A 25,776-nucleotide genomic window follows, 5' to 3' on the forward strand; every position below is an offset into this window, starting at 1 on the left:
AGCGTCACAAGGCGGTGGGCTCGATGTCGCATTCGAGGAGTTCGCCGCGCTCGGCCGCGCGCACGTCCGAATGGCCCGCGCCTAGCACCCGCGCCAGCAGGGCCAGGGCCGGGGCGATGTCGTGCTCCTCGCCCATGGCGGCCCGCGCGCGCTCCAGGTTGAGCGTGGCGGCGAGCGCGTACGGATGCCGCTCGCCGAGGGAGGCGATCATCTTGCCCCGCACGTCGGTCAGCAGCCGCGCCGCGGCCTCCAACTCGCCCAGCAGGTAGTAGTCGTTGGCCAGCCCGACCGTGGCGCACAGCGCGTAGTAGTGGTGGGGCCCAAGGATCCCGGCCTCAAGGCTCGACAGCGCCGCCCGGTCGGCCTCTTGCGCCGCGTACACCTCCGCCAGCCGGCGCAGGACGACGGCCCGGTCGATCGCGCAGACCAGGGCGAACGGATGGGTCTCCCCCATCTGCCGGCGGTACCCGTCCAGCGCCTCGTCGATGAGCGGCAGCGCCTCGGCGGGACGGCCGATCGCGCTGGTGGTCAGCGCCAGGCAGACCTTGCTGGCCAGCGTGCTCGGATGCTCCTCCCGGAACCGGCGGACATGGGCGGCGAGCGTCTCGGCGGCCAGCCGGTGCGCCTCCTCGTGGCGTCCGAGCTTCCGCAGCGTGCCCGCATGCGTGATCTTCGCCTGCAGCACCATCGCGTGCCCCGGGCCGAGGACCGGCCGCGGGTTGGCGAGGTTGTCGGCCTGCATCTCGTGGGCCTCGCCGTACCGCCCCAGCGCGTGCAGGTCCAGCGCGAGGTGGTGGTTGATGCGGAACTGCTGCCGGTACGGCTGCCCCGGCTTCCGCAGGCCCTGCCACACCTCCAGGTCGATCTCGTACGCCTGCTGGAACTCGCCCAGGATCCGCAGGTCGATGGCGAGGTTCGTGGCCGACAGCTGCGTGTTGGGGTTGTCCTGCGCGAACAGCCGGCCCATGCGCCGCCAGGCGTCGAGATCGACCTCGTAGGCGCGGCGGAACTCGCCGCGGAAGCGCAGGTCGGCACCGAACCCGGCGGCGGCGAACAGGGTCTGGATGTGGTCGGCCCCGAACTTGTGCCGCGTCCGGGCGAGGTTCTCCTCGCTGAGGTCGGCCGCCGCCCGGTTGTCGCCCAGGCCGCGCAGGGCGTTGGCGAGGACGCGGGACACGTCAAGGACCGCGTCGTCGTCGGCGCCGTACCGCTCCAGCCAGCGGTCCAGGGCGATCTCCGCCAGCCGCCGGCTGCCCTCGTACTCCCCCGACATGTTGAGGAACTTCGCCTGGTCGATGCCGACGAGCCGGATGCCGTACTCGTCCGCCTCGAACACCCCGGACGGGACGACATGGGGCGTGATCTCGGCCCGGCGCTCCCAGGTGGACTCCACCTCCGGCGGGTCGTCGGGCGTCGCCGCGGCCAGCACCGCGTGCACCTGGTCCCGGACGCGGCGCCGCCCGTCCTCGCCGAGCCGGTCGTTCAGTATGGCGCGGACGAGCCGGTGCACCTGGAGCGCCGCCGACTCCTCGTCGAAGCGGGCGAGGGAGAACCGCGCGATCGCGCGCATCGCGTCCCGCAGCCGGGTCTCGTCCGCCAGCAGCCCGGCGAGTTCGGCCGGCAGCGCCGCCGACCCGCCCGCGGCGAGCAGCCCGCAGGGCACCGGCTCGGGGCCGAAGACGGCCCACAGCTCCAGCAGCGCCCAGGCGACGGGCGCCTTCTCCCGGAGGAGGTCGAGGTTCAGGCTCACCCCGGCCGCCAGCGACACCGGGAAGTCGTCGCCGGACGGGGCCGCCGCGACGATCTCGGTGAGGCGGCGGTCGAACAGCCGCAGGTAGTCCTCCACGGTGCCGTCGGTGACGGCCTGCCACGCCGCGGCCTGGTGCACCGCCAGGGGAAGGTCGCCGACGCGTTCGGAGAGCAGGTCGGCCTCCGCCTCCGTCAGGCGCGGCACCAGGCGCCGCAGCAGCGCGATGCTCTCCGGCCGCTCGAAGACGTCGACGTCGACCACGGACGCGTGCCGCTCCCAGCGGCGGTCCCGCGAGGTCACCAGCACATGGCGGCCGGGGCCGAGGACCTGACCGGGCTCGCCGAGCGCCGCCGGGGTCAGCGGGACGACCTGCTCGGGATCCTGCGCGTTGTCGTAGATCAGCAGCCAGCGGCCGTAGGGCCGGCCGTCGCGCAGCGCCCGCAGGACGTCGTCCACGGTCTCCTTGATGTCGTCGCTCATCGGCATGTCGAGCTGGCGGGCCAGCAGCGCGAGCGCCGCGCGCGCCGACGTCGTCTGCTCCGCCGGGATCCACCACACCAGGTCGTAGTCGCCGTCGTGGCGGTAGGCGTACTCCACCGCGAGGTTCGACTTGCCCTCGCCGCCCATGGCGAACTCCGAACGCGGCAGGAGGGCCGCGGCGCCGTCGTGCAGCGCGGTCCGCACCGCCGTGAGCAGCCGGTCGCGTCCGACGAAGTCGGGGTTGCGGCCGGGCAGCCACCGGCGCGGCGCCGGCGCCGGCTCGGCCCTCGCGGGCGCGCCCGGCAGCGTGCCGCGCGGCGCCACGGCGCCGGCGTCAGGGCCTGGGCCGGTGAGCGTGTCGGGTGCGGTGCCGCCGCTCGCCAGTTGCTTCGCCATCTGCCGGTACGGCCCGCCGAGGCCCGCGAGCGCCTGAGCCGCGACTTGCGCGAACGGCAGCTCCGGCGGGAGCTGTGCCTCGCCCCGGCCCACGGCGGCGAGCAGCGCGGGGAAGTCCAGGGACGAGCCGATGCGGTCGCGGACGACGCCCCACACCGCGCGCAGCACCTGGTACACCTCGCGCCTGCGCAGCCCCTGCAGCAGGATCTCCCGGACCCCGTCGTGGAACTCGTAGGCGATCTCCTCCTCGCCGCCGCCGGACGGACGCTCCACCATCCGCAGCAGCCCGCTGAGGAACACCTCGGCCAGGTCGGCGGACGTGGACTCCGGCAGCATCGCCCGCTGGACGAGCCGCATCACGGGCAGCCGCAGCGGCGCCGCCGCGAGGAACGTCGCGAGCCGGAACGCCGCCGGCGACGAGGACGCCCGGAACTGCTTGACCCGCATCTCCGGGGACAGGGCGCCGCCGTCGGCCTCGGCGGGCGGCGGATGCGCCACCGCCCGGCCGGTGAACACGGCGGCGCCCATGACGTTCCGGCCGCCGCGGGCGACCATGCCCGCCCACGACCGCAGCCACCGCTCGCTCAGCTCCACCACCGGGACCGCGATACCGAGCGGCCGGTCGTCGGACGGCCGCAGCGGCGGCAACGCCACGGTGAGCCGCTCGTTGGCGACCGCCGGGCCGGACGCGCCGAACCGCACCGGCTCGATGGCCGCCGCGGTCCGCCACCAGAGCCGCTGCGGCAGCGGCTGGACGATCGCGACGGTGCCGGCGCGGCCCCACCGGTCGAGCAGCGCGGCGGCCCGGCCGTCCTGCCAGGCCGCGCCGATGCAGTCGCTGACGACCAGGATGAGGCGGCGGTGCGTCGGGTCGACCAGCTCGTCCGGGTCGCGCTCGGCGCCGGGTCCGAAGGCGGAGCCGGTGCGCAGCGACAGCCGCCGCGCGCCGGTGTCCAGGTACCAGGTCCGCATGTCGCGGAACGCGCCGAGCTGCTGCAGCAGCAGCCTCAGCTCGTCCACCGTCTGCCGCCACACGACCATCGACGGGCCGACGTCCGCGACGAGAGCCAGGTCGTGGCGCCGCTCCTGCGCGGGCACCATGACGGGCTCGCACACGCCGGTCTCGGCGATGCGCTGCGCGGTCGCCGCCTCGTCGAGGTGCCGCCGGGTCAGCGACGGCACGGTCGCGCGCAGCGGACGCAGGGCCCGCGAGAGCGGCAGCGTCCCCGTGATCGCCGGCATCGCGGGCATGCGGACGGGGAACGCGGTCGCGGGCACGTCCTGCCCCGCGAGGTAGAGGCCGGCCTCGGCCGCGCGCGGCGGTGCGGGCTCCCGCCCGGGCGGCGCGGACGGTTCCGGCGGCGGAACGGGCGGCGGCACCGGGCCGGGCCGGTCGCCGCCGTCCTGCTCGCCGGACCCGTCCGCCGCCAGATGCGTCGTGCCCTCGTGCGTCCGGAACCAGTCGGCGAGCCACAGCGCGTCCGCCGTCTCCTCGGCCGTGGGCGGCGGGGCGAGCCCGGCCAGCGCCTCGACGAGCCGCTCGATCATCCCGCGCCGGGCCTCTCGATGGGCCGCAGCACGGTGTTGAGGATCTCCTTCAGCTTGGTCTCGGGCGGCCTGCTCCCCGACGTGGCGAGGTAGACGGCGTTGAGGAGCTGGTCGGTGGCGAGCGCCCCGTCGACGCGGCGGGCGAGGAACTCCTCGATGAGCCCGTCGCTGGCGTCCCGCGCCTCGGGGCCCAGATGCGCCTCGATGATCTCCGCGAGCCGGTCCCGGTCGGGCGGCTCGATCCCCAGCCGGACGCACCGGCGCAGGAACGCGGGCGGGAACTCGCGCTCCCCGTTGCTGGTGATGATGACGATGGGGAACTGCCCGCACCGCACCTCGCCCCGGTCGATCGGCACGCGCTCGCCGCCGTCGGCGGTCATCACGTGGATGCGCGCCTGCTCCTCGGGCAGCCGCTGCAGCTCCAGGATGCTGAAGCGGCCCTCCTCGAAGACGTTGAGCAGGTCGTTCGGCAGGTCGATGTTGCTCTTGTCGAGCTCGTCGATGAGCAGGACGCGGGGCAGGTCGCCCGGCAGCAGCGCGGTGCCGAGCGGCCCGAGCCGGATGTAGCGGCCGATGTCGGGCGGTTCGGCGGCGTCCCCGCGGCCGCCCGTGCCGCGCAGGCTGCTCTCGTGCAGCCGGCCGATCGCGTCGTAGTCGTACAGCCCGTTCTGCAGCGTCGTCGTGCTGGTGATCGACCAGTACAGGACGGAGCCGAGCCCGAGCTCGTAGGCGACGTTGTAGGCGAGCGTGGACTTGCCCGACCCCGGCTTGCCCGTCACCAGCAGCGGGCGCCGCAGCAGGACGGCCGCGTTGACCTTGTCGACCACCGACTCGTCCGGCCGGTAGGAGACCGCCTGCCGCAGGTCCCGCTGCCTTCGTCCGCCGGCCGCGTCCTCCGGGCTGAAGCGGCGCCACGGCGGGGGCGGCGGGAGCCGCCGCACCCGGTCGTGCGGCCGGCTGTCGCCCCGGTAGATGCGCCAGTCACCGTCGAGGCCGCTGGTCTCTGGTTCTGTCGTCATGGACGCCTTCCGGGGGGGAGAGGGCTATGCGGGTGGCCGGAGCCGCACGTACGGCTCCGGGATGCGGTCGGCATCGTCGAACACGAGCGTCAGGTGCAGGCCGAGATGGCCGGTGGCGTCGGAGCCGCTCGCCAGCGCCTGCCGGCGCAGCTCCATCGTCCGGCGCGGAAGCTTCATCAGGTCCGCCGCGAGCAGCTCCTTGACCTCCCGGGCGAACTGGGCGGGGTAGCGCCCGTCCCGGCACCAGGCGACGACGGGGATGCCGGCGACCAGCCCGACCCAGTGCTCGTCCGCCTCGCCGCTCTCGCCGCCCCACGGCGGGAAGGCCAGCGCGAGGACGGCCGTGGACTCCGTGGAGAGCCGCGAGAACAGCTCCTCCTTGTCGTACTCGCCGGCCCGCGCCACGAGGCAGACCGGCGGGTCGACCGAATGGCCGGACAGCCAGTCCCACTTGTGCCGCCAGTCGTGGTGGACGGCGGCGTGCCGCATCCGGTCGAGGCTCCGCACGACCACCGGGTACCGGATCCCGACGCGGTGCTCGAACCCGGCGATATTGATCTTGGCCTGCTCGACCGGGTGGTCCAGCAGCGCGCGGGGCAGGATGAACTCGATGGTGAGGTCGGGTCCGCGCCGCCCGATCACCGAGCTCTCGGCGGTGAGCAACCGTTCGAGCAGCTCGGGGATCCGGCTGAGCGGCAGCGCCTCGTCGCTGCCGTACAGCGTGCTGCCGGGCTCGCGTCCCACCTGGAGCCACGCGGTGACGAGGTACCGGTCCGCCTCCAGCGCGTCGGGCGCGCACTCGATGACCAGGTAATTCTCCGCCGGTTCCGGTGGCCCGCCGCGCACCGCCGCGGGACCTCCGCCGCCCCACTGCAGCGCGGCGCGGTCGAGGCCCTGCGCCTCGACCTGCCGGCGCACCCAGTCACGAAAGGCGCCCGCCGTCGGATACCCCGCGTACTCAGCTAAATCGTTCACGAACACAAGCAGCGGCGGGATGCCGTCCGGCCCGGCAGGCATCTCCTCTAACAGGGCGACCACGTCATGCAGGCTGCGAACCTCGCGCTCCAGCGACGGCCAGGCCGGCCCGACCGCCCGCCGGTACAGCATCGGGAACCGTCCGAGATGCGTCAGCCCCGGATCGGTCCGCTCCAGCGACGTGATCAGCTCGTGCAGTTCGCGCCGCTCGGCCTGGTCGAGCCACGGCTCCGGCAGCAGCTCGGCGACGAGCTCCCCGAGCGCCCGGACCGACAGGCTGGCCGGATAGAACGTCTCCAGGATCCGCACCAGGGCCTGCGCCGCACCGGGATAGGTGAGCAGCGCGTCGACCAGCGCCCACACGTCGAGCATGTCCTTGTCGTGGTGGACGTAGTCCAGCCGGTGCCCGAGATCGCGCTCCAGCGCCTGCACATGGACGGCACGCTCACGCTGGACGCTCATCGCGTCGATGCGACGGATCGCCTCGACGAGCCGATGCTGATCATCGACGTTCAGCGACGTGATCAAACGCTCCGCCTCCGACCGAAGGATGGCGGCGGAGAATGCCGCCAAGTTCGACGCTGGAAGCGTACCTCCGCACCATGCACCGCAAGGGCGCCGTTACACCCGATCCCAAGCGACCGGAATAGGCCGCCACCAATGTGTCATCTCACACAGTTCGAATGGCGCCGACGTGATGAGGAGGTGTTGTCGGAGATCACGGTCGGACGGCGGGCATCTCGACCGGAAGTCCATGCGTTCCGCCCAGGGGCACCGGCCGGCCGCCGATCGGCGCCTTTCCTCCGGACTCGGCGGCGGCACTTGTCACCCGGTCCGGCGCGGAAGGCGCCTCGGGCCGTCGTTCGGTGTTCCGTTCCGCGCTTCGTGCCGCGTCGCGGGCCGGATCGCGGGCCGGATCGCGGGCCGGATCGCGCACCAGGACGAGGACGGCGGCCACGATGCCGGCGAACGCCGCCGCGACGAGAGCCGCCGTGAGCCGGGTCCCGAATGCGGTGATGACGTAGCCGCCCGCGAAGGCCCCGATCGTCACCGCACCGGTCGTGAGGAACTGGCTGACGCCCTCCACCCGGCCCAGCACTTCGGTGGGGATGACCCTGCTCTGGTGCACGGCCAGCGCGACATTAATGTACGCCCCCATGAAACTGCAGACGCCCCACGCGGACATGCCGATCAGCGGATTCTGCGTACTGGCGACGATCAGCAGGAACGGCAGCCAGAAAATGACACAGTATTTGACCGTCGCGACGGGCTTGAGTCGGCGCACGACCGCCGGGGCGGTGAGGGCCCCGAAGAATCCGCTCACCCCCGACGTCGCCAGCATCGCGCCGATGACCGAGCCGGAGAGCCGCTGCCGCTCCGCCTCGACCACGAGCAGCAGGATGACGATCTGGAAGCCGATGTTCGCGATCGCGCAGACGACCAGCGAAATAAAGAGGAAGCGGTCCTGATAGATGCGCAGGAAACCCTCTCTGGCGGAAATCAGCATCCCGCGTTTCGACATCTTCGGCACCTCCTCCGGCGCCGTGGTCGACTGGAGCAGCTTGGTCTTCAACAGCAGCAGGGAGACGACGGAGACCAGGGAGGTCAGCGCGTCGAGTATGTAAGGGAAGGCGCGTCCGGCGGCGAACAGCACGCCGCCCACCGGCCGCCCGAGCACCAGCGCCAGATGGTGCCGGGCCTCGCTCTTGCCCATCGCGCTCTCGGCCTCGCCGTCCGGCACCACGAAGCGCACCGCGGCGAGTTCGGCGATCCGAAAGAAGACGGCGCACGTACCGTCGATCACCGCGGCCACGACGAGCAGCGGCCAGGGCTCCGCGACGCTCGCCAGCCCGATGACCAGCAGCACCGAGTTGACGACCCGCATCACCTGGCTGACCAGCATGATCCGGCGGCGGTCGTAGCGGTCCACGAGCAACCCGACCGGCACGTGCAGGAAGAGCCCGGGCAGCGTGCTCGCGGCGGCCACCCAGCCCGCCACGATCGGCGAGTCCGTCAGCGCCAGCGCCAGCAGCGGATTGGCGGCGGCCGCCCCCAGCGTACCCAGTTGCGAAAGTGCGGACCCGCTCAGTAATAGCCGGAAATCACGTCGCCACGAGCCATTCTGCTGGCCATTGTCCTCGGTCGCACCGCCACCATTTCGAGGACTCGATTCCGATGGGGTGGCGGTCACCTTCTGACCTCTCCTCATCTCGTACCGTGGTCACCACCCCAGCGCTCCTCTACCACTACGGTTCACCTTCGAAGTGCCCAGCCAAAGAGGACACCATGGTCACATTGGACACAAGTTTCCGTCAGGAGTCGCCAAAATGCCGGTGCGCCGTCCTTTCGCGTCCGGGCCCGCGCGCGGGCCCGGACGCGAAAGGGATCCTAGCAGCCGACGCAATTGTCCGGTCACCGACTCGAGAGAGCGTCCGGCGGCCCCGCCCACGTGGCCTCACCCTCGACATCGAATGCGACATAGGAAGATCGATGTCGAATATCGCCAATCTCCCGCAAAGGACGGCAATACTCCCACACGGAACATGGGGAAAGTGTGCCGCAAAGGCGACTTATCTACGCGATACCGGACACGTCCCGCTTGGCGGTCAGCGCCTCGCGGTTGGTGCTGTCCCGGCCGAGGACGTCCTCGAACACGGCACGGGCCGCGCGAATCCTCCCGGAGCGCAAGAGCGCCTGCCCCAGGGCGGTCTGGATCGACAACTCGTGCGGCAGCCGCCCAGCCGCCGCCTTGAGGTCCCGGACCGCGGTGCCCGGGTCGCTCGCCAGCAGGATGCGGCCGATTGCGGCCAGCAGCCAGCCGACGGCGGCGTTGTCCGGGACCGCCTCGGAGAACTCCGCCGCCTCCCGGTAATGGGCGACCGCCGTCTCGGCGTCCCCGCGTTCGTAGGCGATGTCGCCGAGGAAGGTCGTCGCGGCGGCGAGCACCCTGAAGTCGCCCGCGCCGCAGGCGCGGACGGCCGCCTCCGCGTGCCGCCGCGCGAGTTCGGGGTCGCTGTCGGACAGCGCCCGGTGCGCCTGCGCCAGCCGGGCCGATGGGCCGGGCCGCCGGATGGGGACCGCGTTCTCGGGGAGCTGCTCCAGCGGCTCGATCAGCCGGGGGTGCTGCAGCTCGTAATAGTGTGCTCCGTCCCGGATCCGGGCCCGGATGAGATGGGCGTCCTGCACCGCGTCGACGACCGCGCCGGGCATGTCCGCGCAGGAGCCGGCCGCGGGAACGCCCGCGCGGCCGCGCGAGCCCCCGAACACGGACCGGAACCAGGAGAGCAACGTCCCCGCCGGAAGGCTCTGGTCGGCCGCGATCGTGGCGAGACTGTGCGCGCAGAAGTCCACCAGCACCCGGTCCACCTCGGTGCGCAGCCGCGCCGCGGGGATCTCCGGGACGGCCGCCGACTCCCCGGCGAGTCGCTCGCAGACCAGCCTGAGCAGTACGGGCTCGACGCGCGAGGTGGTCTGGACGCCGCCTGCCGCCCGCACGGTCCGGAGCTCCCGGACCAGCGCACCGGCGACGGCCGCGCCGGGCGGCCCGGTGACCCCGAGCGTCACTGCGGCAGCCTCACGGGCCGCCTCGGGCGTGAGCGTCCCGAGTTCGTAGGTGGCCGGCGGGGCTTGACCGAGCCGGGCGGCGAGGTCGACGGCCTCGTCCACGGCATCGGAGCGCACCACGAGCATCAGGTGCAGGTCGGGCACCTCCTTCATGGCGGCCGCCAGCTCGTCCACGAAGTCGCGGCGGTCCCGCTCGTGCCGCCCGGAGGCGCGCAGCAGCGCCTCCGCCCCGTCGATGGCGCCGAGCAGGGGAAGCCGGTCGCCGAACCGGTCGATGCGGCGATGCCTGCGCAGGAAGGCACCGACCGTCACCTCGGAGATGTGGACCGGTGACGCACGGGTGTACCACGAGGCCAGCACGGCGAGCCGGAAGACGTTGCGCTCGGACAGCGCGGCCACGGGGAAGGGCGGCCGATGCGCGACATGGGCCACCGGCAGGACATCGGCACCGTCGTCCCTCAGGAACGGGACGATGCCCGCGCGCAGCAGTGAGGTCTTCCCGGCGCCGGCCATGCCGTGCATCACTACGAGGCGGTTCCGCGCCCACAACGCGGCCACGTCGGCCGTCTCCGCGCCCCTGCCGCCGAAGGCCGTCCGATCGGATTCGCCGAACGCGCGCTCGCCCAGGTGCGGGCCCGGCGGGCCGAGGGGAGACTGCGCGGTCATGGTTCCGTCCAATGAGCGGGCACCCGTTGCGGCATGGCGCCGATCGGCTCATTCGAGCCTAGCCGATCGCCGCTCGAAACGGCCTGGAATACCGGAACGGGCATGCGTCACCGGCATTCCGAAAATCGACGGCCGGTCGTCCGTTATTCGTCGCCGGCCCGCCCGCCGGCCGCTCTCACGTCCGGGAGCGGCAGCGCGTCACACCGCCGCCGGAACCCGCGCGGAGGCAATCGGCCGGTGATCGCACTCCTGGTCACAGATGTGCGCGCACTTGTTGTCGAATCTGCCCGGTGAACTGGGCCGGGCCAACTCCCGCCGCAGCCGCCGCAGACCGGGGTTGTCGGCCGAGGCGACCACGGATCGGACGTCGTCGGGGGAAATGACGAAGGAGTGCGGCATCTACCTCTCCCTGGTACGGGGCACTGAGGCTCATCGATGGTCCATGCCCGGCCGCACGAAAGGCGGCCTCCCGCCCATGGTTACAGAAAGAGAGCACGGTGGCCAGACATAAATACGGCAATGATTCGGACGCACCGAAACCAACAGGAAACACGTCCAGAACCAAAAGGCCGGTCAGTGTCACCTGACACATATCTAAATCGCCGACTTCAATATACTGTCCTGGTTGATGCAATTACTTGACGATGACGTGATGCAGCTTGCTCTACAGGCTCCAGCGTGACGCAAGGGGATCGAGTGATCAGTTCACAACCGGACCCGTCGCCCACCACTGAACGGATTCCCCAGGTCTGGGGCAAGGTCCCTCCCCGGAACAAGAACTTCACCGGCCGCACGGACCTCCTGGGCCGCCTGCGCGAAGGTCTGGCCAACCGGGTCACGGCGGTCGTGCCGCACGCCCTGCACGGCCTTGGCGGCGTTGGAAAGACCCAGATGGCGGTGGAGTACGCCTACCGCTACCGCTCCAGCTACGACCTCGTCTGGTGGATCCCGGCCGACCAGCCCGTCCTGATCCGCTCCTCGCTCGCGAGCCTGGCGCATCCGCTCGGCCTGCCCTCCGCGTCGGTCAGCGGAGTCGAGGACGCGGCCAACGCCGTGCTGGACGCACTGCGCCGCGGCGAGCCCTACACCGACTGGCTGCTGATCTTCGACAACGCCGACGAGCCCGAGGAACTGATCGACATCCTCCCGCAGGGGCCGGGGCACGTCCTCATCACGTCCCGCAACCACCGCTGGGCGGGCATCGTCGACCCCGTCCAGATCGACGTGTTCACCCGCGAGGAGAGCGTCGAGTTCCTCACCAAGCGGGTGCCGAGGGGGATCAGCCGCGAGGACGCGGACCGGCTCGCCGAGGAGCTCGGGGACCTGCCGCTCGCGCTGGAGCAGGCGGGCGCCCTCCACGCCGAGACCGGCATCGCCGTGTCGGAGTACCTGAAGTTGCTGGCGCAGCGCACGAGCCAGCTCCTCTCCCACGGCAAGCCGACCGAGTACCCCGCCTCGATGACGGCGGCGTGGGGGCTCTCGGTCGCCAGTCTGGAGGAGAAGCTCCCCGAGGCGCTGATCCTCCTGCGGTACTGCGCGTTCTTCGGGCCGGAGCCGATTCCGCGGGACGCGTTCAGCAAGGTGATCCCCGGGCTGAGCACCGAGCTCTCGGCGCTGCTCGCGGACCCGATCCGGCTGGGCCGGGCCATCGGCGAGCTCGGCCGGTTCGCTCTCGCCAGGCTGGACCTGCCCGCCCGCACCATCCAGGTGCACCGGCTGATCCAGGCGCTCGTCCGCGACGAGCTGTCGGAGACGGAACAGCGCCGGCTCCGCCATGAGGTCCACTTGCTGCTGGCCGCCTACACCCCGGACGACCCGAACGACGCCAAGAACTGGTCCTTCTACCTGAACGCGCTCGGGCACGTCGGACCGGCCGAAGTCGCGCAGTGCCCGGACCCGGACGTCCGCAAGCTCGCGCTCAACATGATCACCTACTTGTACTCATCGGCCGACTACCCGTCCGCGCAGTCCTTCGTGGAGTCGTTCATCCGGGACTGGACGAAGGCCTCCGGCCCCGAGCACCAAGACGTCCTGACGCTTCACGTGAACCTGGGCAACCTCCTGCGCGAGCTCGGCCAGTATCCGGAGGCCACCGAACGCAGCGCCCGGACGCTCGAAATGGTCGAGAAGGCCCTCCCGCCCGACCACGAGACGACGCTGCGCGCGCTGCGCGGACGGGCCGCCGATCTGCGGGCGAGCGGAGACTTCCAGCCGGCGTACGAGATCGACGAGGAGGCTCTGCGCCGGTACAAGGCGAGGTTCGGGGAGGAGGACTGGAGCACTTGGCGTGCCATCAACAGCGTGGCGCTCGACTACGGGCTCCGAAGCGACTACGCGGGAGCGCGCGCACTGCTTGAGCAAGTCCTCCGCGGCATCCGTGCTGCGGGCAGCCAATCGAGCGACCCCGCGTCGTACCTCAACATCTACACCGGCCTGGCGCGGACGGTCCGGCTGAGCGGCGACTACGCCGAGGCGTGCGATCTCGGTGAGGACGCCTACGCCTACGGGCTTGAGCAGTTGGGTCCCGAGCACGCGTGGACGCTGCGCGCCGGGAAGGACCTGTCCGTCGCCTGGCGGAGGGCGGGCGACTACGCGCGCTCCCTCGAACTCGCCGAGGAGATCCATCAGCGCTACGTGCGGATCTTCGGGCTCGACCATCCGGACACGCTGGCCGCCGCGACGTGCCTGGCGAACATCCGGCGCACGACGGCGCAGTTCCAGGAGGCGCTCATCCTCGCCGAGGACACGGTGCGCCGCTACCCGCGCGTCTACGCCCCCGAGCACCCCTACAACCACGCCTGCGCGGGGAACCTGGCCGTGCTGCGGCGGATCACGGGGGACGCGGAGGAGGCCAGGAAGCTCGACGAGCAGGCGCTGGCCGGCCTGGAGTTGAAGCTGGGACGGGACCACCACTACTCCCTCACCGTCGCCGTCAACCTCGCCAGCGACCTGGCCGACCTCGGCGAGGTGGAGTCGGCGTACCGGCTGGGTACCGGCAGTCTGCGGCGGCTCCGCGCGCTGCTGGGAGACAACCACCCGCTGACCCTGTCCGCGGCGGCGAACAGCATCGCCGATCTGCGGGCCCTCGGCCGGGACGAGGAGGCCACGGCCCTGTTCAGCGACACCGAGGAGCGGTACCGGCGCACGCTCACCCTGGAGCATCCCGACGCCCAGGTGTTCCTGGAGGGGCGCCGGCTGGACGCCGACTTCGACCCGCCGCCGATCTAGCCCGCGGCCACCGGTTCGGCGGCCAGTTCGCGGCCGACCACGTCCCGGATGTGGGTGATCAGCTTGAACAGGTCGCGGCAGTAGACCGAGGGGTTGCGGAAGCCCGTGCCCGACCGGTAGCGGTGCGGGTAGAGGCCGGCGCCGCAGACCTCGTGCGCCGGGCAGGCCAGGCACTGGGCGGACAGGGCGCGCCGGCCGATCTGCCGCGCGGCGACCGACGGCAGCGCGAGTACGGTGTCGAACGGGTCGCGGGAGACGTGCAGCCGGGTGTGCGCGGCGCCCTCGTAGGCGGATTTCAGCGAGTCGACCTGTTCGATCTCGCCGTTGGTCTCGACCACGACGACCGACACCGGGGACAGGCCGACGGCCTCGCTGCCCGACATGCGGCCGAACAGCAGCCGGATGATCTCGCTGAAGAGTCGGATGCGCACGTCGGCGGCCTCCACGGCGTACCAGCGGTCGAAGATGGCGATGAGCCAGTCCCCGTAGGGGGTCGTTTCGTCCGGCGGGCGTCCGGGTGGGGGCGTGTCCCAGTTCCCGTGCGGGAGCAGGAAGTCCATCTCGGGCGGCGCGAAGTCGAGCAGGGACTCGTAGGTGGCGATCGGGTCGTTGCGGAGTTCGATCGTGCTCAGCAGCCCGCCGAACAGGTGCCGGTGCCGGGGGCCGGTGAGCCGTTGGAGCCCGGCCCGGACGGCCTGGTAGCTGCCGCGTCCGTCGGCCCGTCGCCGGTGCCGGTCGTGGCCCTCCTCGTCGCCGTCCACGCTCACGCCCACCATGACGCCGTATTCGGCGAACAGGTCGAGGAACACCTCGTCGAGCAGGACGCCGTTGGTCTGGACGCTGAAGTCGACGCGCACATCGGGGCCGACGGCGGCGATGACGGTCTCGATCGCATGGCGCAGATGTTCTGCGCCCGCTAAGAGCGGCTCACCGCCGTGCAGGACGACCTGGACCTCCGGTAACAGGTTCGTTCGGGCGTGCTCGGCGATGCGCTGCGCCGTCCAGTCCAGGACCTGGCGCGACATGCGCCGGGGCTGCCGCCGCCAGCCCTGGTCGGCCATCTCGTACATGTAGCAGTAGTCGCACGCGAGGTTGCACCTGCTGTGCACCTTGAGGATGAAGTCGCGGATCGGCGTGGGCCGCCAGCCGTCCTCAAGAAGGGCGCGGACGTCCAACGCGTCCGGCCACTCGATGCCGGGCTCGCCGCTGCGGACGCCCACCTGCTGACCCCCAATGAGATCAAGACACGGCGCTGCGCTTGATGTTTTGTGCTGTATGTCTATTTTGCAAGATCAATAAACATGGCGGGCCCACCGTTCGTGATCTCGCCACACCCCGCCGATCTTGATGAACGCCGGCGAGACCCCCTCCTTGCGGAACCCGAGCCGCCTGACCAGCCGGATGGACGCGGTGTTCGCCGGCTGGATGTCGGCCTCCACGCGGTGCAGCCCCAGCTCGCCGAACGCGTAGTCGACCGCGAGCCCGACGCCCTCGGTCAGGTACCCCTGGCCCGCGTAGGGCACGAAGGCCGCGTAGCCCAGCATTCCGCGCTGGTAGCAGTCGCGGACGATCCCGTTGATGTTCACGGTCCCGACCAGGTCGCCGCCGTCCCGCAGGCAGATCACCATCCCCACCGCGGCGGCGCCGTCGAACCGTCCGAGGTAGGACGCGAACTCCTCCGGCGACCCGGGCAGCGCGACCCACGGCCGGTGGAAGTCGGCGCTCGCCTTCGCCAGTTCCAGGAACCGCGCCTCGTCGTCCGCCCGCACCCGCCGCACGAGCACCCGGGCGCCCACCCCCAACTCCACGCCCGAAATCTACCGCTCGCCCCGAGACGCACGGCCGCGCGAGCCTTCACTTAAGCGGGTCGTGGCCCCAGTTCATCAGCGAGTAGCGCCACCTGGTGTCGGTGACGTCGCCGGACGGCCGCTGGGCGAGGTGCCGGTGGACGTACCCGGTGACCTTGCGCATGTGCGCGTAGTCCTGCTCGGTCAGGTCCGCCCTGCCGGTGCGGAGCAGCTCGACGATCCGGCGGCCGGACGCGTGGCCGGTCGACTCCCCGCCGCCGTCCTTCTGGCCGACCGACCGCGACTCCTCGGTCTCCAGCCAGCGCTCCAGTTCCTTGGGCGTCATGTTGACGGCCTCGCCGAACGCGGCCGCCACGCTCTCGTGGTCATCGCCGGTCATGCGGTGGCGGTACCCGCTGTCTCGCCTGGTAGTCGCATCCTCGGCCGTCACCGGGAGAGCGCCGGTGCAGGTAAGGCTTCCGCCGTGTCAGGCGCCGTTCGTGGCCAGTGCCTCCCCGTAGAGGAGTCCGAAGGTCATGGCGGGGGTCGCCATCATCCCGCCGCAGAACGACTTGCCCATGAGCTGGCCGGAGCCCAGCAGTTCGCCCGCCGCGCTGAGGTTCTCGAACGGCTCGCCCGCCTCGTCCAAGACTCGCAGGTCGGCGTCGACGGCGAGGCCGACCGTGCTCGTCACGGACGCGCCCTGGACGCGGATCGCGTAGAACGGCCCCTCCTCCAGCCGGACGGGCCGGTGCCGCCGCCCGAACGGGTCCGGTCCGCCGGAGTCGAGCGCCGTGTTGTAGTCGGCGACGGTGGCGGCGAGGGCGTCGGCCGGCAGTCCCGTCTTGGCGGCGAGTTCCGCGAGCGTGGGGGCGGCTGTGAACATGGGGTGGACGTCGAACAGGCCCAGCAGCTCGGCGTTCGTCCGCCCGGTGATCATCGGCGGGGACTCCCGGAGGATCCGGGCGTCGAACACGACGTAGCGGCGCAGTTCCGGCTGCTCCAGCAGGGCGTGCTCGCGGGCGTCGACGCTCGGCTCGTCCTCGGCCACGAACCGGCGGCCCTCGGTGTTGACGTAGATCTCCCACGGCGCGCGGTCCTGCGGGTGGTGGACGTGGCGGAACTCCATCTTCGCGCCGAGCCCCGGACGGTCCATCACCACGCCGAAGGAGCAGAGGTAGTTCTCGTGGCCGCGCAGCGCCGCCCCGGCCCGGCGGGCGGCCTCCAGCCCGCCGCCGGTGCTGTGGGGGTAGGAGTTGCCTCCGTAGGCCGGGTGCCCGCTCAGTTCGCGGAACAGGTCGGGGTTCGAGTTGTAGCCGCCCGTCGCCAGCAGGACCGACGTCGCCGGGTAGGTGCGCTCCCCCTCCGGACCGGTCGCCATCACGGCCGTCACCCGCCGCCCGGACAGGACGAGCCCCGTGAGCGCCGTGTTCAGCGACAGGGTGATGCGCCCCGCCGCGACCTGCGCGTCGAACGCCTTCCGCAGCACCCGCAGGATGGAGCGGCCGAACTCGGGGCCCCAGTAGTAGCGCGCCGCCGTGTACGGCTCGTGCGCGAACCCTTCGACGGGGTGGTCCGGCAGGAACTCCATGCCGTTCTCGGTCAGCCAGTCCAGTGTCCGGGCCGCGTTGTCCACGGCGAGCCGGACGAGTGCCGGGTCGGCCGTGTTGCGGCTGATGCGCATGATGTCGGCATAGTGCGCGTCCGGGGAGTCGGTGATGCCGCGGCGCCGCTGGAGCAGCGTCCCGGCGGCGCTGAGCTGCCCGGTCGCGACGTTCAGCGTTCCGCCGACCGTGCCGGCGGCATCCAGGACGTGGACCGGCACCCCGCGCCCGGCGGCGGTGAGCGCGGCCATCATGCCGGCCGATCCCGCGCCGACAATGATCGCCGTCGGTGTGGACGGCGGTGTCGGTGTCGCTGTCACAGGTTCCTCCGCAGGTCGGTCACGGCGGCCGCGAGCGGCGCCGGGTCCTCCGTGAGCACGAACGTGCCGCCGGGTATGCGCGCGACGGGCGCGTCCAGGATTTCGCCGACCTCGCCCGCCAGTTCCGACAGGGGGTCGCGGTCGGGCGCGACGACGACCGTGGGCCGCCCGGGGCGCCGTGCCGCGGCCAGGACGGCGGCGAGGTCGGCGTTCCACAGGGCCGCGTAGCCCTCGTACCAGACGCGCCCCGCCCGGACGCGGTCCGCGAAGGCGTCGAAGACCAGGTCGGGGTCGGCGTCGTCGGCGAACGCCCGCGCGATGAACCGCCACACGTCCGCGACGCCGTCGGGGGTGGCGGGGACCGGGTTCAGCCGCTCGAACTTCGACAGCCTCGTCCGCCAGTCGAAGTACGCCGGGTATCCGATGAGCCCGAGCCCGGCGACGTCGCCGGGGTGCTCGGCCGCCATGACCGCCGCCAGGGCCGCGCCGGTGTGGTGGCCGACGACGACCTTCGGCCCCGGACGCGCCTCCTGGACGGCGTCCCAGAGCAGGCGGGCGTGTTCGGCGAGGCTCAGCGGCCGGGAGGTGGCGTCGGACTCGCCGAGGTTCAGCATGTCAGGCGCGACGCACGGCAGCGGCGCCAGGCTCCGCATCACCGGCAGCCACAGCCGCCCCGACGCGGGCACTTGGTGCAGCAGCAGGACGTCCGGGCCGTCACCGGGGGTCGTGCGCAGGTGCACGTAGCCTTCCAGCGTGGGGACGAGCCCGCGTTCCACGGTCGGTCCGGCCATCAAAAGCACAGGCAGCCGGGCTGCTCCGGAAGCGGTTCGGCACCGTGGACCGCGAGTTCGGGCGGCAGGATCGGCCGGTGCTCGGGCGTCCAGGTGAAGTCGACGTCGTGTTCGGTGTAGACGGTGCTGAGCGGGCCGCCCTTGGTGCGGAACAGCATGAGGTTGCCGGTGGGCGACCCGAACGGGCCGTGCCATTCCTCCGGCGGGCGCCAGAAGTAGCAGCCCGCGCGCATCAGCCCGAGGGGCCCCGCCAGCTCCCCGGCCAGCAGGTACATCTCCTCCACGACCGGGTGCTTCTCGGGCTTGCGGCCCGACCGCAGCGGCATCGTGCCGAGCAGCCACGTCTCCTCGCCGTCGACGGGGTCGCGGCGCAGGAACTTGCGCCCGGCGCCGGGCGGGAACGTCGGATGGAAGTTGCCGCCCCACTCGCCGGCGAACCCGTCGACCTTGGTGACCAGGCGGCGCTCGTCGAGCATCCCGGCCGGGGCGTCGCCCTCGCGCAGCCGCGGCTCACCGGAGAAGAACGTCAGGACCACGGCGCCGGACCGGGACTCGACCCCGGACGTGACCGTCCCGGCGGGGAAATGCCCGTAGGAGTACTTGCCGTACTCGACGCCGGAGATGGTCAGCGCGCCGTGCAGGACCAGGAACTCCTCGTCCACCTCCATGTGGTGGACGCCCTCCCCCCGCGCGTACCCCGCCGGGTAGCGGACGAGGAGGCTGGACGCGCCGGACTCCTCGTCCAGGCTGAGCAGCTTGCTCTCCACCTCCGCGCCGCCGCGACCGTACAGGCCGTCCTGCCAGGGCACGGCCTGGGACTGGATGAACTCGATGAACGGGCGTCCCATGGTCACTTCCTCGTCTCGTCGGCGGGCGGCTCATCAGCGGGCAGCGGGGCGCGGGCGTCGTCGCGCTCGGCGGCGACGGCGAGCAGCCGGGCGATCGACCGGTTCAGCTCCTCGGCCGCGTCGCCGCCGGACGGCATGCCCAGCCGCCGCTCCAGCTCGCGCACCCGGGCGCGCTCCTCGTGCAGCTGGCTCGCCAGCTCGAAGACCATGGCCGCGAGCTGGTCCAACTGGGCGGAGCCGAGGGCGCGGAGTTCGGGCGCGGGGGGCAGGGGGGCGATGTCAGGCACGGGCTTCCTCCGGCTTGCGTGCTTCCAGGACGGCCCAGGGGAAGTGCCATTCGGCACGGTCGGGCCACTGCGTCGTCTCCAGCCGTCCGGCACCGCGCTCGTCGAACGCGACCCAGCGCGCGTCGGTCAGCCCGGCCTTCTCGCAGAGGGCGAGGCAGTCGGTGTCGAACAGCATCGGCAGGTACGGCTCGTTGTTGCGGTCGCCGTGCTCGACGAGCGCGAGGTCGCGGACGGCGTCGCCGGTCGGGTGGAAGTCCAGGACGCGCAGGACCCCGCCGGGCGCGAGCGTCCGCGCGGCGTCGGCGATCAGGTCGGCGAGCACCGGCGGCGGCAGCTCGTGGATGAGCATCGTCGCGGTGACCAGGTCCGCCGACCCGGCGGGCAGCCCGGTCGCGGAGGCGTCGGCCTGGACGTACCGGATGCCGAGCCCCGCCGTGCGGTGGGCGGCCAGCCGCAGCACCGGCGCGGACAGGTCCACGCCGATCACCTCGGCGTCCGGCCAGCGCCGCTTGAACGGGCGGGTGCTCTTGCCGAACCCGCAGCCGAGGTCGACGATGCGCCGGTACGGCCGGTCGGGGACGGCGGTCTCGGTGAACAGGGTGTGGAACGCGAAGTCGTCGTTCTCGCCCAGCATCACGAGCTTGGCGCCCGCCTCGTAGACCAGCGCGGCGCGGTCGGTGCTCCACACGCCGCCGGGCTGGACGTGGATGTCCACGTCGGTGTACCAGGCGGGCAGTTCCAGGTCGGGGTCCAGCTCCAGCCCGGGCGCGGACGCGGGCAGGTCGTCGGTGTCGACCGCATCGGCGACCGCCCGCCACAGCATCTTCTGCGCGGACCGTTCCAGCCACGCGAACCACGGGTACACCGGCGCCGCGTGGACGGCGGCGCGGTCGGGGTCCAGCCCGGCCTGCTCCACGAGCACCGGGTACAGCGACCGGGCCCACTGCTGGCGCAGCGCTAGCGCGAAGTCCACTCTCGCCCGGCGTGCGACGTCGTTCATCGAACCTCCTGAAGACCGAGTCCGGAATCCACCTCGCCGGGGAAGAAGCAGGCCACCGAGCGGTCCCCGGACACCGTCAGCGGCGGCGCGTCGGTCGCGCACACGTCGCGCGCGACCGGGCACCGGGTGTGGAAGACGCAGCCGGGCGGCCGGTCGATGGGCGACGGCGGGTCGCCCGACAGCACGATCCGCTCCCGCGGCCGCTCGTCGGTCGTCGGCGTCGCCGACAGCAGCGCCGCCGTGTACGGGTGCTGCGGGGCCGCCACGACCGACGTCGTCGGCCCTTCCTCCAGCACGCGCCCGAGGTAGAGCACGACGACGCGGTCGGAGATGTGGTGGACGAGTGACAGGTCGTGCGCGATCAGCAGGAACGCCAGGTCGTCGGCCCGCTGCACCTCGCCGAGGAGGTTGACGATCTGCGCCTGGATGGACACGTCGAGGGCGGAGACGGGCTCGTCCGCGACGATCACCGAGGGGCGGGCGGCCAGCGCGCGGGCGATCGAGATGCGCTGCCGCTGCCCGCCGGAGAACTGCGCCGGGTAGCGGCCGGCGGCCGACTCGGGGAGCCCGACCTGGTCGAGGACCTCCGCGACGCGGGCGGCGATCTGCTCCCGCGTCCCGTACCCGTGGGCCCGCAGCGGCTCGGCGACGATGCGGGCGACGGTCATGCGCGGGTCCAGGCTGGCGTACGGGTCCTGGAGGATCATCTGGAAGTGGCGGCGCAGCGGGCGCAGCCGCCGCTCGGGCATGTGGGTGATGTCGCGGCCGTCGAAGGTGACGCGGCCGGACTGCGGGGTCGTGGCGCGCATCAGCGCGGACGCGGCCGTCGACTTGCCCGATCCGGACTCGCCGACGAGCGCGAGCGTCTGACCGCGGCGCAGCGCCAGCGAGACGTCGTCGACCGCGGTGAGCGTCCGCCCGCCGACCGGGAACCGGACGGTGACGCCGGTCATCTCCATGATGGGCGGCTGCGTGTCAGTCATGGGGGTTCCAGCAGGCCAGGCGGGCGGGGCCGGACACGGTCAGCACGGGCTCCCTCGTGGAGCAGTCGTCCTGCGCGCGGCCGCACCGCGGATGGAAGGGGCAGCCGTCCGGGCGGGCGAACGGCGACGGCGGGGCGCCGGCGATCGCGGCGAGCGTCCGCGACCGGTCGAAGTTCGGCGCCGCCGCCAGCAGCGCCGCCGTGTACGGGTGGCGCGGGTTGCGCAGCAGCTCCCGGGTCGGGCCCTCCTCCACGACGCCGCCGCTGTACATGACGGCGACGCGGTCGCACAGCTCGGCGGCGACGCCGAGATCGTGCGTGATCAGCACCATGGACGCGTCGCGCGCCTGGATCTGGTCCCGCATGAGCTGCGTGATCTGCGCCTGGATGGTCGTGTCGAGCGCGGTGGTCGGCTCGTCGGCGAGGATCACCGACGGCTCGTTGATCAGCGCGAGCGCGATCATCACCCGCTGCCGGAGCCCGCCGGACAGCTGGTGCGGGTAGGCCCGGACGCGGTCGCGCGGCGAGGGGATGCCGACCGCGGCGAGCGCCGCGACGGCCTTCTCGCGGGCGTCGGCCCGGGACACGTCCTGGTGCCGCAGGACGGCCTCCGCCAGCACGGCCCCGATCCGCCGCACCGGGTTCAGCCCGGTCATCGGATCCTGGAACACCATGCCGATCTGCGCGCCGCGGACGCGTTCCCACTGCTTCTCGGAGTACCCGGTGAGGTCCTCGCCGCGCAGCCGGACGGCGCCGGTCCGCGACAGGCCCGGCGGCAGCAGCCCGATCAGGCTGAGCGCGGTGAGGGACTTGCCCGACCCGGACTCGCCGACGAGTCCGAGGATCTCGCCGCGGCCGAGGCGGAACGACACGTCCTGCACGATCCGGGTGTCGCCGCCGTGGACGACCGAGAGGCCGTCGACGGCGAGGACGGCTTCGTCCATCGTCTGCTCCCTGGGTTCGGCGGGCGCGGCGGTCACGGGCGCACCGACTTCAGGCGGGCCCGGCTGCGGGCGGCCATGCCGTCGCCGATGAGGTTGGCGGCCGTCACCGCGAGGACGATGACCGCGGCGGGCACGAGCACGAGCAGCGGCGCGCCGACGAGGTGCTGGCGGCCCTCGGACAGCATGTTGCCGAGCGAGGGCGAGCCGAGCGGCGCGCCGATGCCGAGGAAGGACAGCCCGCTCTCGGCGACCAGCAGGTCGGCGAACACGAACGCCCACATCACCATGATCGTGTGCCGCAGCCCGGGCAGGACGTGGGAGATCAGGATGCGGGGGCGGGTGACACCGAGCAGCCGGGCCGCGCGCACGTACTCGCGCTGCATGAGGCCGCGCGTCTCGGCGTAGACCACGCGGGCGAACACCGGCCAGCTCACCGCCCCGAGCGTGATCGCCAGCGGCACGAAGCCGCGGCCGACCGCGGCCATCAGCGCGACGGCGATGACGAGGTAGGGCAGCGACAGGCACACGTCGATGACGCGGGAGATCGCGGCCTGGACGTAGCCGGTGGTCGACCCGGCGAGGACGCCGAGCGTGACGCCGATGGCGGCGACGATGCACGCGGACGTGGCGGCGACCGAGGCCGTCCAGCCGAAGCCGGCGATCGTCCAGGTCAGCAGGTCGCGGCCGACGCCGTCGGTGCCGAGCAGGTGCCCGTCCTCGCCGGGCGACAGCAGCCGCGACTCGACGCCGCCGCCGGAGTCGGTGATGTCGCCGAACAGCAGCGCGACGGCCGTCACGCCGATGAGCAGCGCCGCGATGGCGATGCCCGCGATCAGCCGCGCCGATGCCACGCCCGGCCGCCGGGGGACGAGCCGGCGCCGCACGAGGCCGCGCGGGGCCTCCTCCTGGACCGCTGTCATCGCTGCCTCCGGAGGCGGGGGTCGAGGATGCCGAGCAGGGCGTCGGTGGCCGTGTTGGTCAGGAAGACCAGGCCCGCGATCGTGAACACGGCGGCCTGCACGATGGGGAAGTCCAGCTGCCGCACCGAGTCGATCATCAGGGCGCCGAGGCCGGGCCAGGCGAAGACGACCTCGATGATCAGCGCGCCGGAGACGAGGATCGCGAGCTGGGTGCCGACGAGGGCGGCGGCGCCGAGCAGCGCGTTCGGGAGGACGTGCCGCACGATGACGGTGCGGCGGGACGCCCCCGCGGCGCGGGCCGTGCGGACGAAGTCCTCGTCCATGGTCTCGGCGACGTTGGCCGACACGACACGGGTCAGCCGCGGGATGAGGAACGCCGCGAGCGACACCGCGGGCAGGATCGCCGCCGCGGCCGAGCCGTTGCCGATGCTCGGCAGCAGCCCGAGCCTGACGGCGAAGATCTGGATGAGCACGAGCCCGACGACGTAGCCGGGCATGCCCTGGCCGATGAAGACGAGCCCGGAGGCGGCCGACTGGGCCCGGCCGTCGGGGCGCGCCCCGATCCACGCGCCGAGCGGGATCGCGATCAGCATGTTGAGCAGCACCGCGAGCAGCGCGAGCTGGAGGGTGGCCGGCAGCCGGTCCAGCACCTCGGTGAACGCGTTCGCGCCGGACTGGACGGAGGTGCCGAAGTCGAGCCGGGCGGCCCGGCCGATGAACGTGGCGTACTGCTGGACGAGCGGGTCGTCCAGGCCGTACTGCTCGCGGACGGCCGCGACCTGGTCGGGGGTGGCGTCCTGGCCCGCCAGGGTCGTCGCGGGGTCGCCGGTCAGCCGCAGCAGGAAGAACAGCAGGGTGGACACCGCGAACAGCAGCAGGACGAGCTGGGACGCCCGCGAGGCGAGCATCAGGGCGAGCCCGCGGACGCGTCCGGCGCCGCGAGCGGGCCGCCCGGCGGCCACGGAGGTGTCCGTGGCCGCCGCCACCGGCGCGGTGTCCTTCACTTCTTGACCATCTGGTCGTAGCGGAAGAAGCGGTTGTCGTCCTTGGCGCCCTGGAGGTCGGCGGACTTGCCGACGATCGTGATCTGGTGGACCAGGAACAGCGCGGGCGGGTTGTCGTGCATCTCGGCGACGACCGCGCGGAGCTGCTCGGCGCGCTTGTCGGCGTCCATGTTGGTGAGCGCGGACTTGAGGTGGCCGGCGGTCGGCTCGTCGCAGAAGAACGTCGCCGCGCGCAGGCAGGTGAAGTTGCTCATGGCCCGGGTCGGGTCCATGGTGGGCAGCGCGTTCCAGGAGAGGCCGAACGCCTCGGTCTTCCAGGAGTTGCCCGTGTAGCGCTGCATCCAGGTCGGGAAGTTCATCTGGTTGAGCGTGAGGTCGACGCCGACCTTGGCGAGGTCCTGCTTGACGGCCTGGTAGATGTCGGCGTCGGCGGGGAAGGAGCCGACGACGACGTCGGCGCTCATCGCGAAGCCGTTCGGGTGGCCCGCCTCGGCCAGCAGCGCCTTGGCCTTCGCCGGGTCGTGCGGGTACGCCTTGACGTCCGGGTTGTGGCCGACGACCTTCTCGGTCGGGCCCTGGCCGATGGGCTGGGCCTTGCCGAGCAGCAGGTTGTCGGCGATGGCCTGCTTGTCCACCGCGTAGTTGAGGGCCTGCCGGACCTTCTTGTCGGTGAGCGGTGACTCGATCTTCGCGTCGCCCTTGACGTTGCGGAACGCCAGCGACATCACCTGGTTGCCCAGGTTGGCCTCGGCCTGGACGGAGCCCTTCATCTGGCCGACCTGGTCGGGCGAGACGCCGGTGATGAGGTCGACCTGGCCGGACTGGAGGGCCTGCAGCCGGGACGCGGGGTCCTGCATCGCCTGGATCTCCAGGCCGGCGGCCTTCGGCGCGCGCCAGGACTTCTCGAACGCGGTGAGGGTGATCTTGTTGCCGCCCCAGTTCTTCACCTGGAACGGGCCCGTTCCGACCGGGGTGGCGGCGATGCCCTTCACGCCGCCCTCGGCGAGGGCCTTCGGCGCGGGGATCATCAGCTCGGTGAGCTTGTTGGGCAGCACCGGGTCCGGGACGGACGTGGTGATCTCGACGGTCTTCGCGTCCACCGCCTTCGCGGACTTGATCGTCGCGAGGTCGTTGGCGACGACCGACTGCTTGACCTCGGGGTTCTGCTTCAGGAAGGTGACCACGTCCGCGACGCCCTGGGCGGTCAGCTGCTCGCCGTTGGAGAACGTGACGTTGTCACGGAGCGTGAAACTCCACGCGGTGTCGGAGGTGGTCTTCCACTCGGTCGCCAGCCACGGCTTCACCTCGCCGGCCTCGTTCACGAACGTCAGCGGGTCGTAGATCGCGGCGTAGGTGTAGACGCCCGGCGAGACCGCGGAGTTGAACGGGTTGCCCTGGGAGGCCGGGAGCGAGTCGACGCCGATCCGCAGGGTCTGGCCGCCGTCGCTTCCGGAGCCGCCGCCGCACGCGGCGAGCGCCATTCCGAGGACCAGGGCCATTCCGCCCCGCACTGCAATGCCTCTAGCCACAAGCCCTCCATTGTTCCTCTGAGCGGAACACTTAACTCGCTCAGTGGAACGGTAGGATGAGATGCGCCACAGTGTCAAGGGTCAAAGAACAGGAAACACGCAGGTAACAGACCTGTTTCGACAACTGTCGAGCA

Annotated in this window: 20 protein-coding genes; 1 reads left to right on the forward strand and 19 read right to left on the reverse strand. The window is 72.2% G+C overall.

The window, feature by feature from the left end; translation table 11 throughout:
* Positions 1 to 4 precede the first annotated feature (4 nt).
* The 6 genes from fxsT (ACGFI1_RS17070) to ACGFI1_RS17095 all read right to left on the reverse strand — a co-directional run bounded on the left by fxsT (ACGFI1_RS17070) (position 5) and on the right by ACGFI1_RS17095 (position 10,797).
* A complete protein-coding gene (gene fxsT, locus ACGFI1_RS17070) occupies positions 5 to 4,174 on the reverse strand; it encodes an FxSxx-COOH system tetratricopeptide repeat protein (protein ID WP_392786171.1) in 4,170 nt (1,389 codons plus the stop codon).
* Entirely contained in the window at positions 4,171 to 5,193 is a 1,023-nt protein-coding gene (locus tag ACGFI1_RS17075) for an AAA family ATPase (RefSeq protein ID WP_392732391.1), read from the reverse strand. Before ACGFI1_RS17075 ends, fxsT (ACGFI1_RS17070) begins: the two co-directional genes overlap by 4 nt.
* 24 nt (positions 5,194 to 5,217) lie before the next feature.
* Positions 5,218 to 6,696, reverse strand: coding sequence for a VMAP-C domain-containing protein (locus ACGFI1_RS17080; protein ID WP_138636426.1), 1,479 nt, complete (start codon positions 6,694 to 6,696; stop codon positions 5,218 to 5,220).
* Between the two features lie 190 nt (positions 6,697 to 6,886).
* Positions 6,887 to 8,359: an MFS transporter gene (locus tag ACGFI1_RS17085; protein ID WP_392786173.1), complete on the reverse strand. Its 1,473-nt coding sequence runs from the start codon at positions 8,357 to 8,359 to the stop codon at positions 6,887 to 6,889.
* Positions 8,360 to 8,742: 383 nt separating this feature from the next.
* Positions 8,743 to 10,398 carry an nSTAND1 domain-containing NTPase gene (locus ACGFI1_RS17090; protein ID WP_392786175.1) on the reverse strand — a complete coding sequence of 552 codons (1,656 nt, stop codon included), beginning with the start codon at positions 10,396 to 10,398 and terminating at the stop codon, positions 8,743 to 8,745.
* A gap of 198 nt (positions 10,399 to 10,596) precedes the next feature.
* The gene (locus tag ACGFI1_RS17095; protein ID WP_392786177.1) at positions 10,597 to 10,797 is read right to left on the reverse strand and encodes a hypothetical protein; all 201 of its coding nucleotides are present in this window, start codon (positions 10,795 to 10,797) and stop codon (positions 10,597 to 10,599) included.
* Positions 10,798 to 11,094: 297 nt separating this feature from the next.
* Between ACGFI1_RS17095 and fxsT (ACGFI1_RS17100) the strand changes: the two genes are divergently transcribed.
* Positions 11,095 to 13,626 (forward strand): FxSxx-COOH system tetratricopeptide repeat protein, encoded by a 2,532-nt coding sequence (gene fxsT, locus ACGFI1_RS17100; RefSeq protein WP_392786179.1) that lies wholly within the window; start codon positions 11,095 to 11,097, stop codon positions 13,624 to 13,626.
* Here fxsT (ACGFI1_RS17100) and ACGFI1_RS17105 read toward each other — a convergent pair.
* The 13 genes from ACGFI1_RS17105 to ACGFI1_RS17165 all read right to left on the reverse strand — a co-directional run bounded on the left by ACGFI1_RS17105 (position 13,623) and on the right by ACGFI1_RS17165 (position 25,624).
* Complete coding sequence (locus ACGFI1_RS17105; protein WP_364544669.1) at positions 13,623 to 14,846, reverse strand: FxsB family cyclophane-forming radical SAM/SPASM peptide maturase; 1,224 nt, start codon at positions 14,844 to 14,846, stop codon at positions 13,623 to 13,625. The two genes, fxsT (ACGFI1_RS17100) and ACGFI1_RS17105, sit on opposite strands and share 4 nt — an antisense overlap.
* Positions 14,847 to 14,918: 72 nt before the next feature.
* Positions 14,919 to 15,434, reverse strand: coding sequence for a GNAT family N-acetyltransferase (locus tag ACGFI1_RS17110; RefSeq protein ID WP_392732400.1), 516 nt, complete (start codon positions 15,432 to 15,434; stop codon positions 14,919 to 14,921).
* A 46-nt stretch (positions 15,435 to 15,480) separates the two neighbouring features.
* The gene (locus tag ACGFI1_RS17115; RefSeq protein ID WP_138636421.1) at positions 15,481 to 15,813 is read right to left on the reverse strand and encodes a DUF3140 domain-containing protein; all 333 of its coding nucleotides are present in this window, start codon (positions 15,811 to 15,813) and stop codon (positions 15,481 to 15,483) included.
* An 87-nt stretch (positions 15,814 to 15,900) separates the two neighbouring features.
* Positions 15,901 to 17,337 carry an FAD-dependent oxidoreductase gene (locus tag ACGFI1_RS17120; protein WP_392786181.1) on the reverse strand — a complete coding sequence of 479 codons (1,437 nt, stop codon included), beginning with the start codon at positions 17,335 to 17,337 and terminating at the stop codon, positions 15,901 to 15,903.
* Positions 17,334 to 18,128 (reverse strand): alpha/beta fold hydrolase, encoded by a 795-nt coding sequence (locus tag ACGFI1_RS17125; RefSeq protein WP_392786183.1) that lies wholly within the window; start codon positions 18,126 to 18,128, stop codon positions 17,334 to 17,336. The genes ACGFI1_RS17120 and ACGFI1_RS17125 overlap by 4 nt, the downstream gene beginning before the upstream one ends.
* Positions 18,128 to 18,976: a cupin domain-containing protein gene (locus ACGFI1_RS17130; RefSeq protein WP_392786185.1), complete on the reverse strand. Its 849-nt coding sequence runs from the start codon at positions 18,974 to 18,976 to the stop codon at positions 18,128 to 18,130. The genes ACGFI1_RS17125 and ACGFI1_RS17130 overlap by 1 nt, the downstream gene beginning before the upstream one ends.
* Positions 18,977 to 18,978: 2 nt before the next feature.
* Positions 18,979 to 19,263: a hypothetical protein gene (locus tag ACGFI1_RS17135; RefSeq protein ID WP_392786187.1), complete on the reverse strand. Its 285-nt coding sequence runs from the start codon at positions 19,261 to 19,263 to the stop codon at positions 18,979 to 18,981.
* Positions 19,256 to 20,263: a class I SAM-dependent methyltransferase gene (locus ACGFI1_RS17140; RefSeq protein ID WP_392786188.1), complete on the reverse strand. Its 1,008-nt coding sequence runs from the start codon at positions 20,261 to 20,263 to the stop codon at positions 19,256 to 19,258. Before ACGFI1_RS17140 ends, ACGFI1_RS17135 begins: the two co-directional genes overlap by 8 nt.
* The gene (locus ACGFI1_RS17145) at positions 20,260 to 21,246 is read right to left on the reverse strand and encodes an ABC transporter ATP-binding protein (protein WP_386873724.1); all 987 of its coding nucleotides are present in this window, start codon (positions 21,244 to 21,246) and stop codon (positions 20,260 to 20,262) included. The genes ACGFI1_RS17140 and ACGFI1_RS17145 overlap by 4 nt, the downstream gene beginning before the upstream one ends.
* Positions 21,239 to 22,189, reverse strand: coding sequence for an ABC transporter ATP-binding protein (locus tag ACGFI1_RS17150; protein ID WP_138641365.1), 951 nt, complete (start codon positions 22,187 to 22,189; stop codon positions 21,239 to 21,241). The genes ACGFI1_RS17145 and ACGFI1_RS17150 overlap by 8 nt, the downstream gene beginning before the upstream one ends.
* Before the next feature lie 32 nt (positions 22,190 to 22,221).
* Positions 22,222 to 23,109 carry an ABC transporter permease gene (locus tag ACGFI1_RS17155; protein ID WP_386873722.1) on the reverse strand — a complete coding sequence of 296 codons (888 nt, stop codon included), beginning with the start codon at positions 23,107 to 23,109 and terminating at the stop codon, positions 22,222 to 22,224.
* Entirely contained in the window at positions 23,106 to 24,113 is a 1,008-nt protein-coding gene (locus ACGFI1_RS17160) for an ABC transporter permease (RefSeq protein ID WP_387070376.1), read from the reverse strand. The genes ACGFI1_RS17155 and ACGFI1_RS17160 overlap by 4 nt, the downstream gene beginning before the upstream one ends.
* Complete coding sequence (locus tag ACGFI1_RS17165; RefSeq protein ID WP_392786190.1) at positions 24,110 to 25,624, reverse strand: ABC transporter substrate-binding protein; 1,515 nt, start codon at positions 25,622 to 25,624, stop codon at positions 24,110 to 24,112. The genes ACGFI1_RS17160 and ACGFI1_RS17165 overlap by 4 nt, the downstream gene beginning before the upstream one ends.
* Between the last annotated feature and the right edge of the window lie 152 nt (positions 25,625 to 25,776).

The organism is Actinomadura geliboluensis, from assembly GCF_043197915.1.
GTDB lineage: Bacteria > Actinomycetota > Actinomycetes > Streptosporangiales > Streptosporangiaceae > Spirillospora > Spirillospora geliboluensis.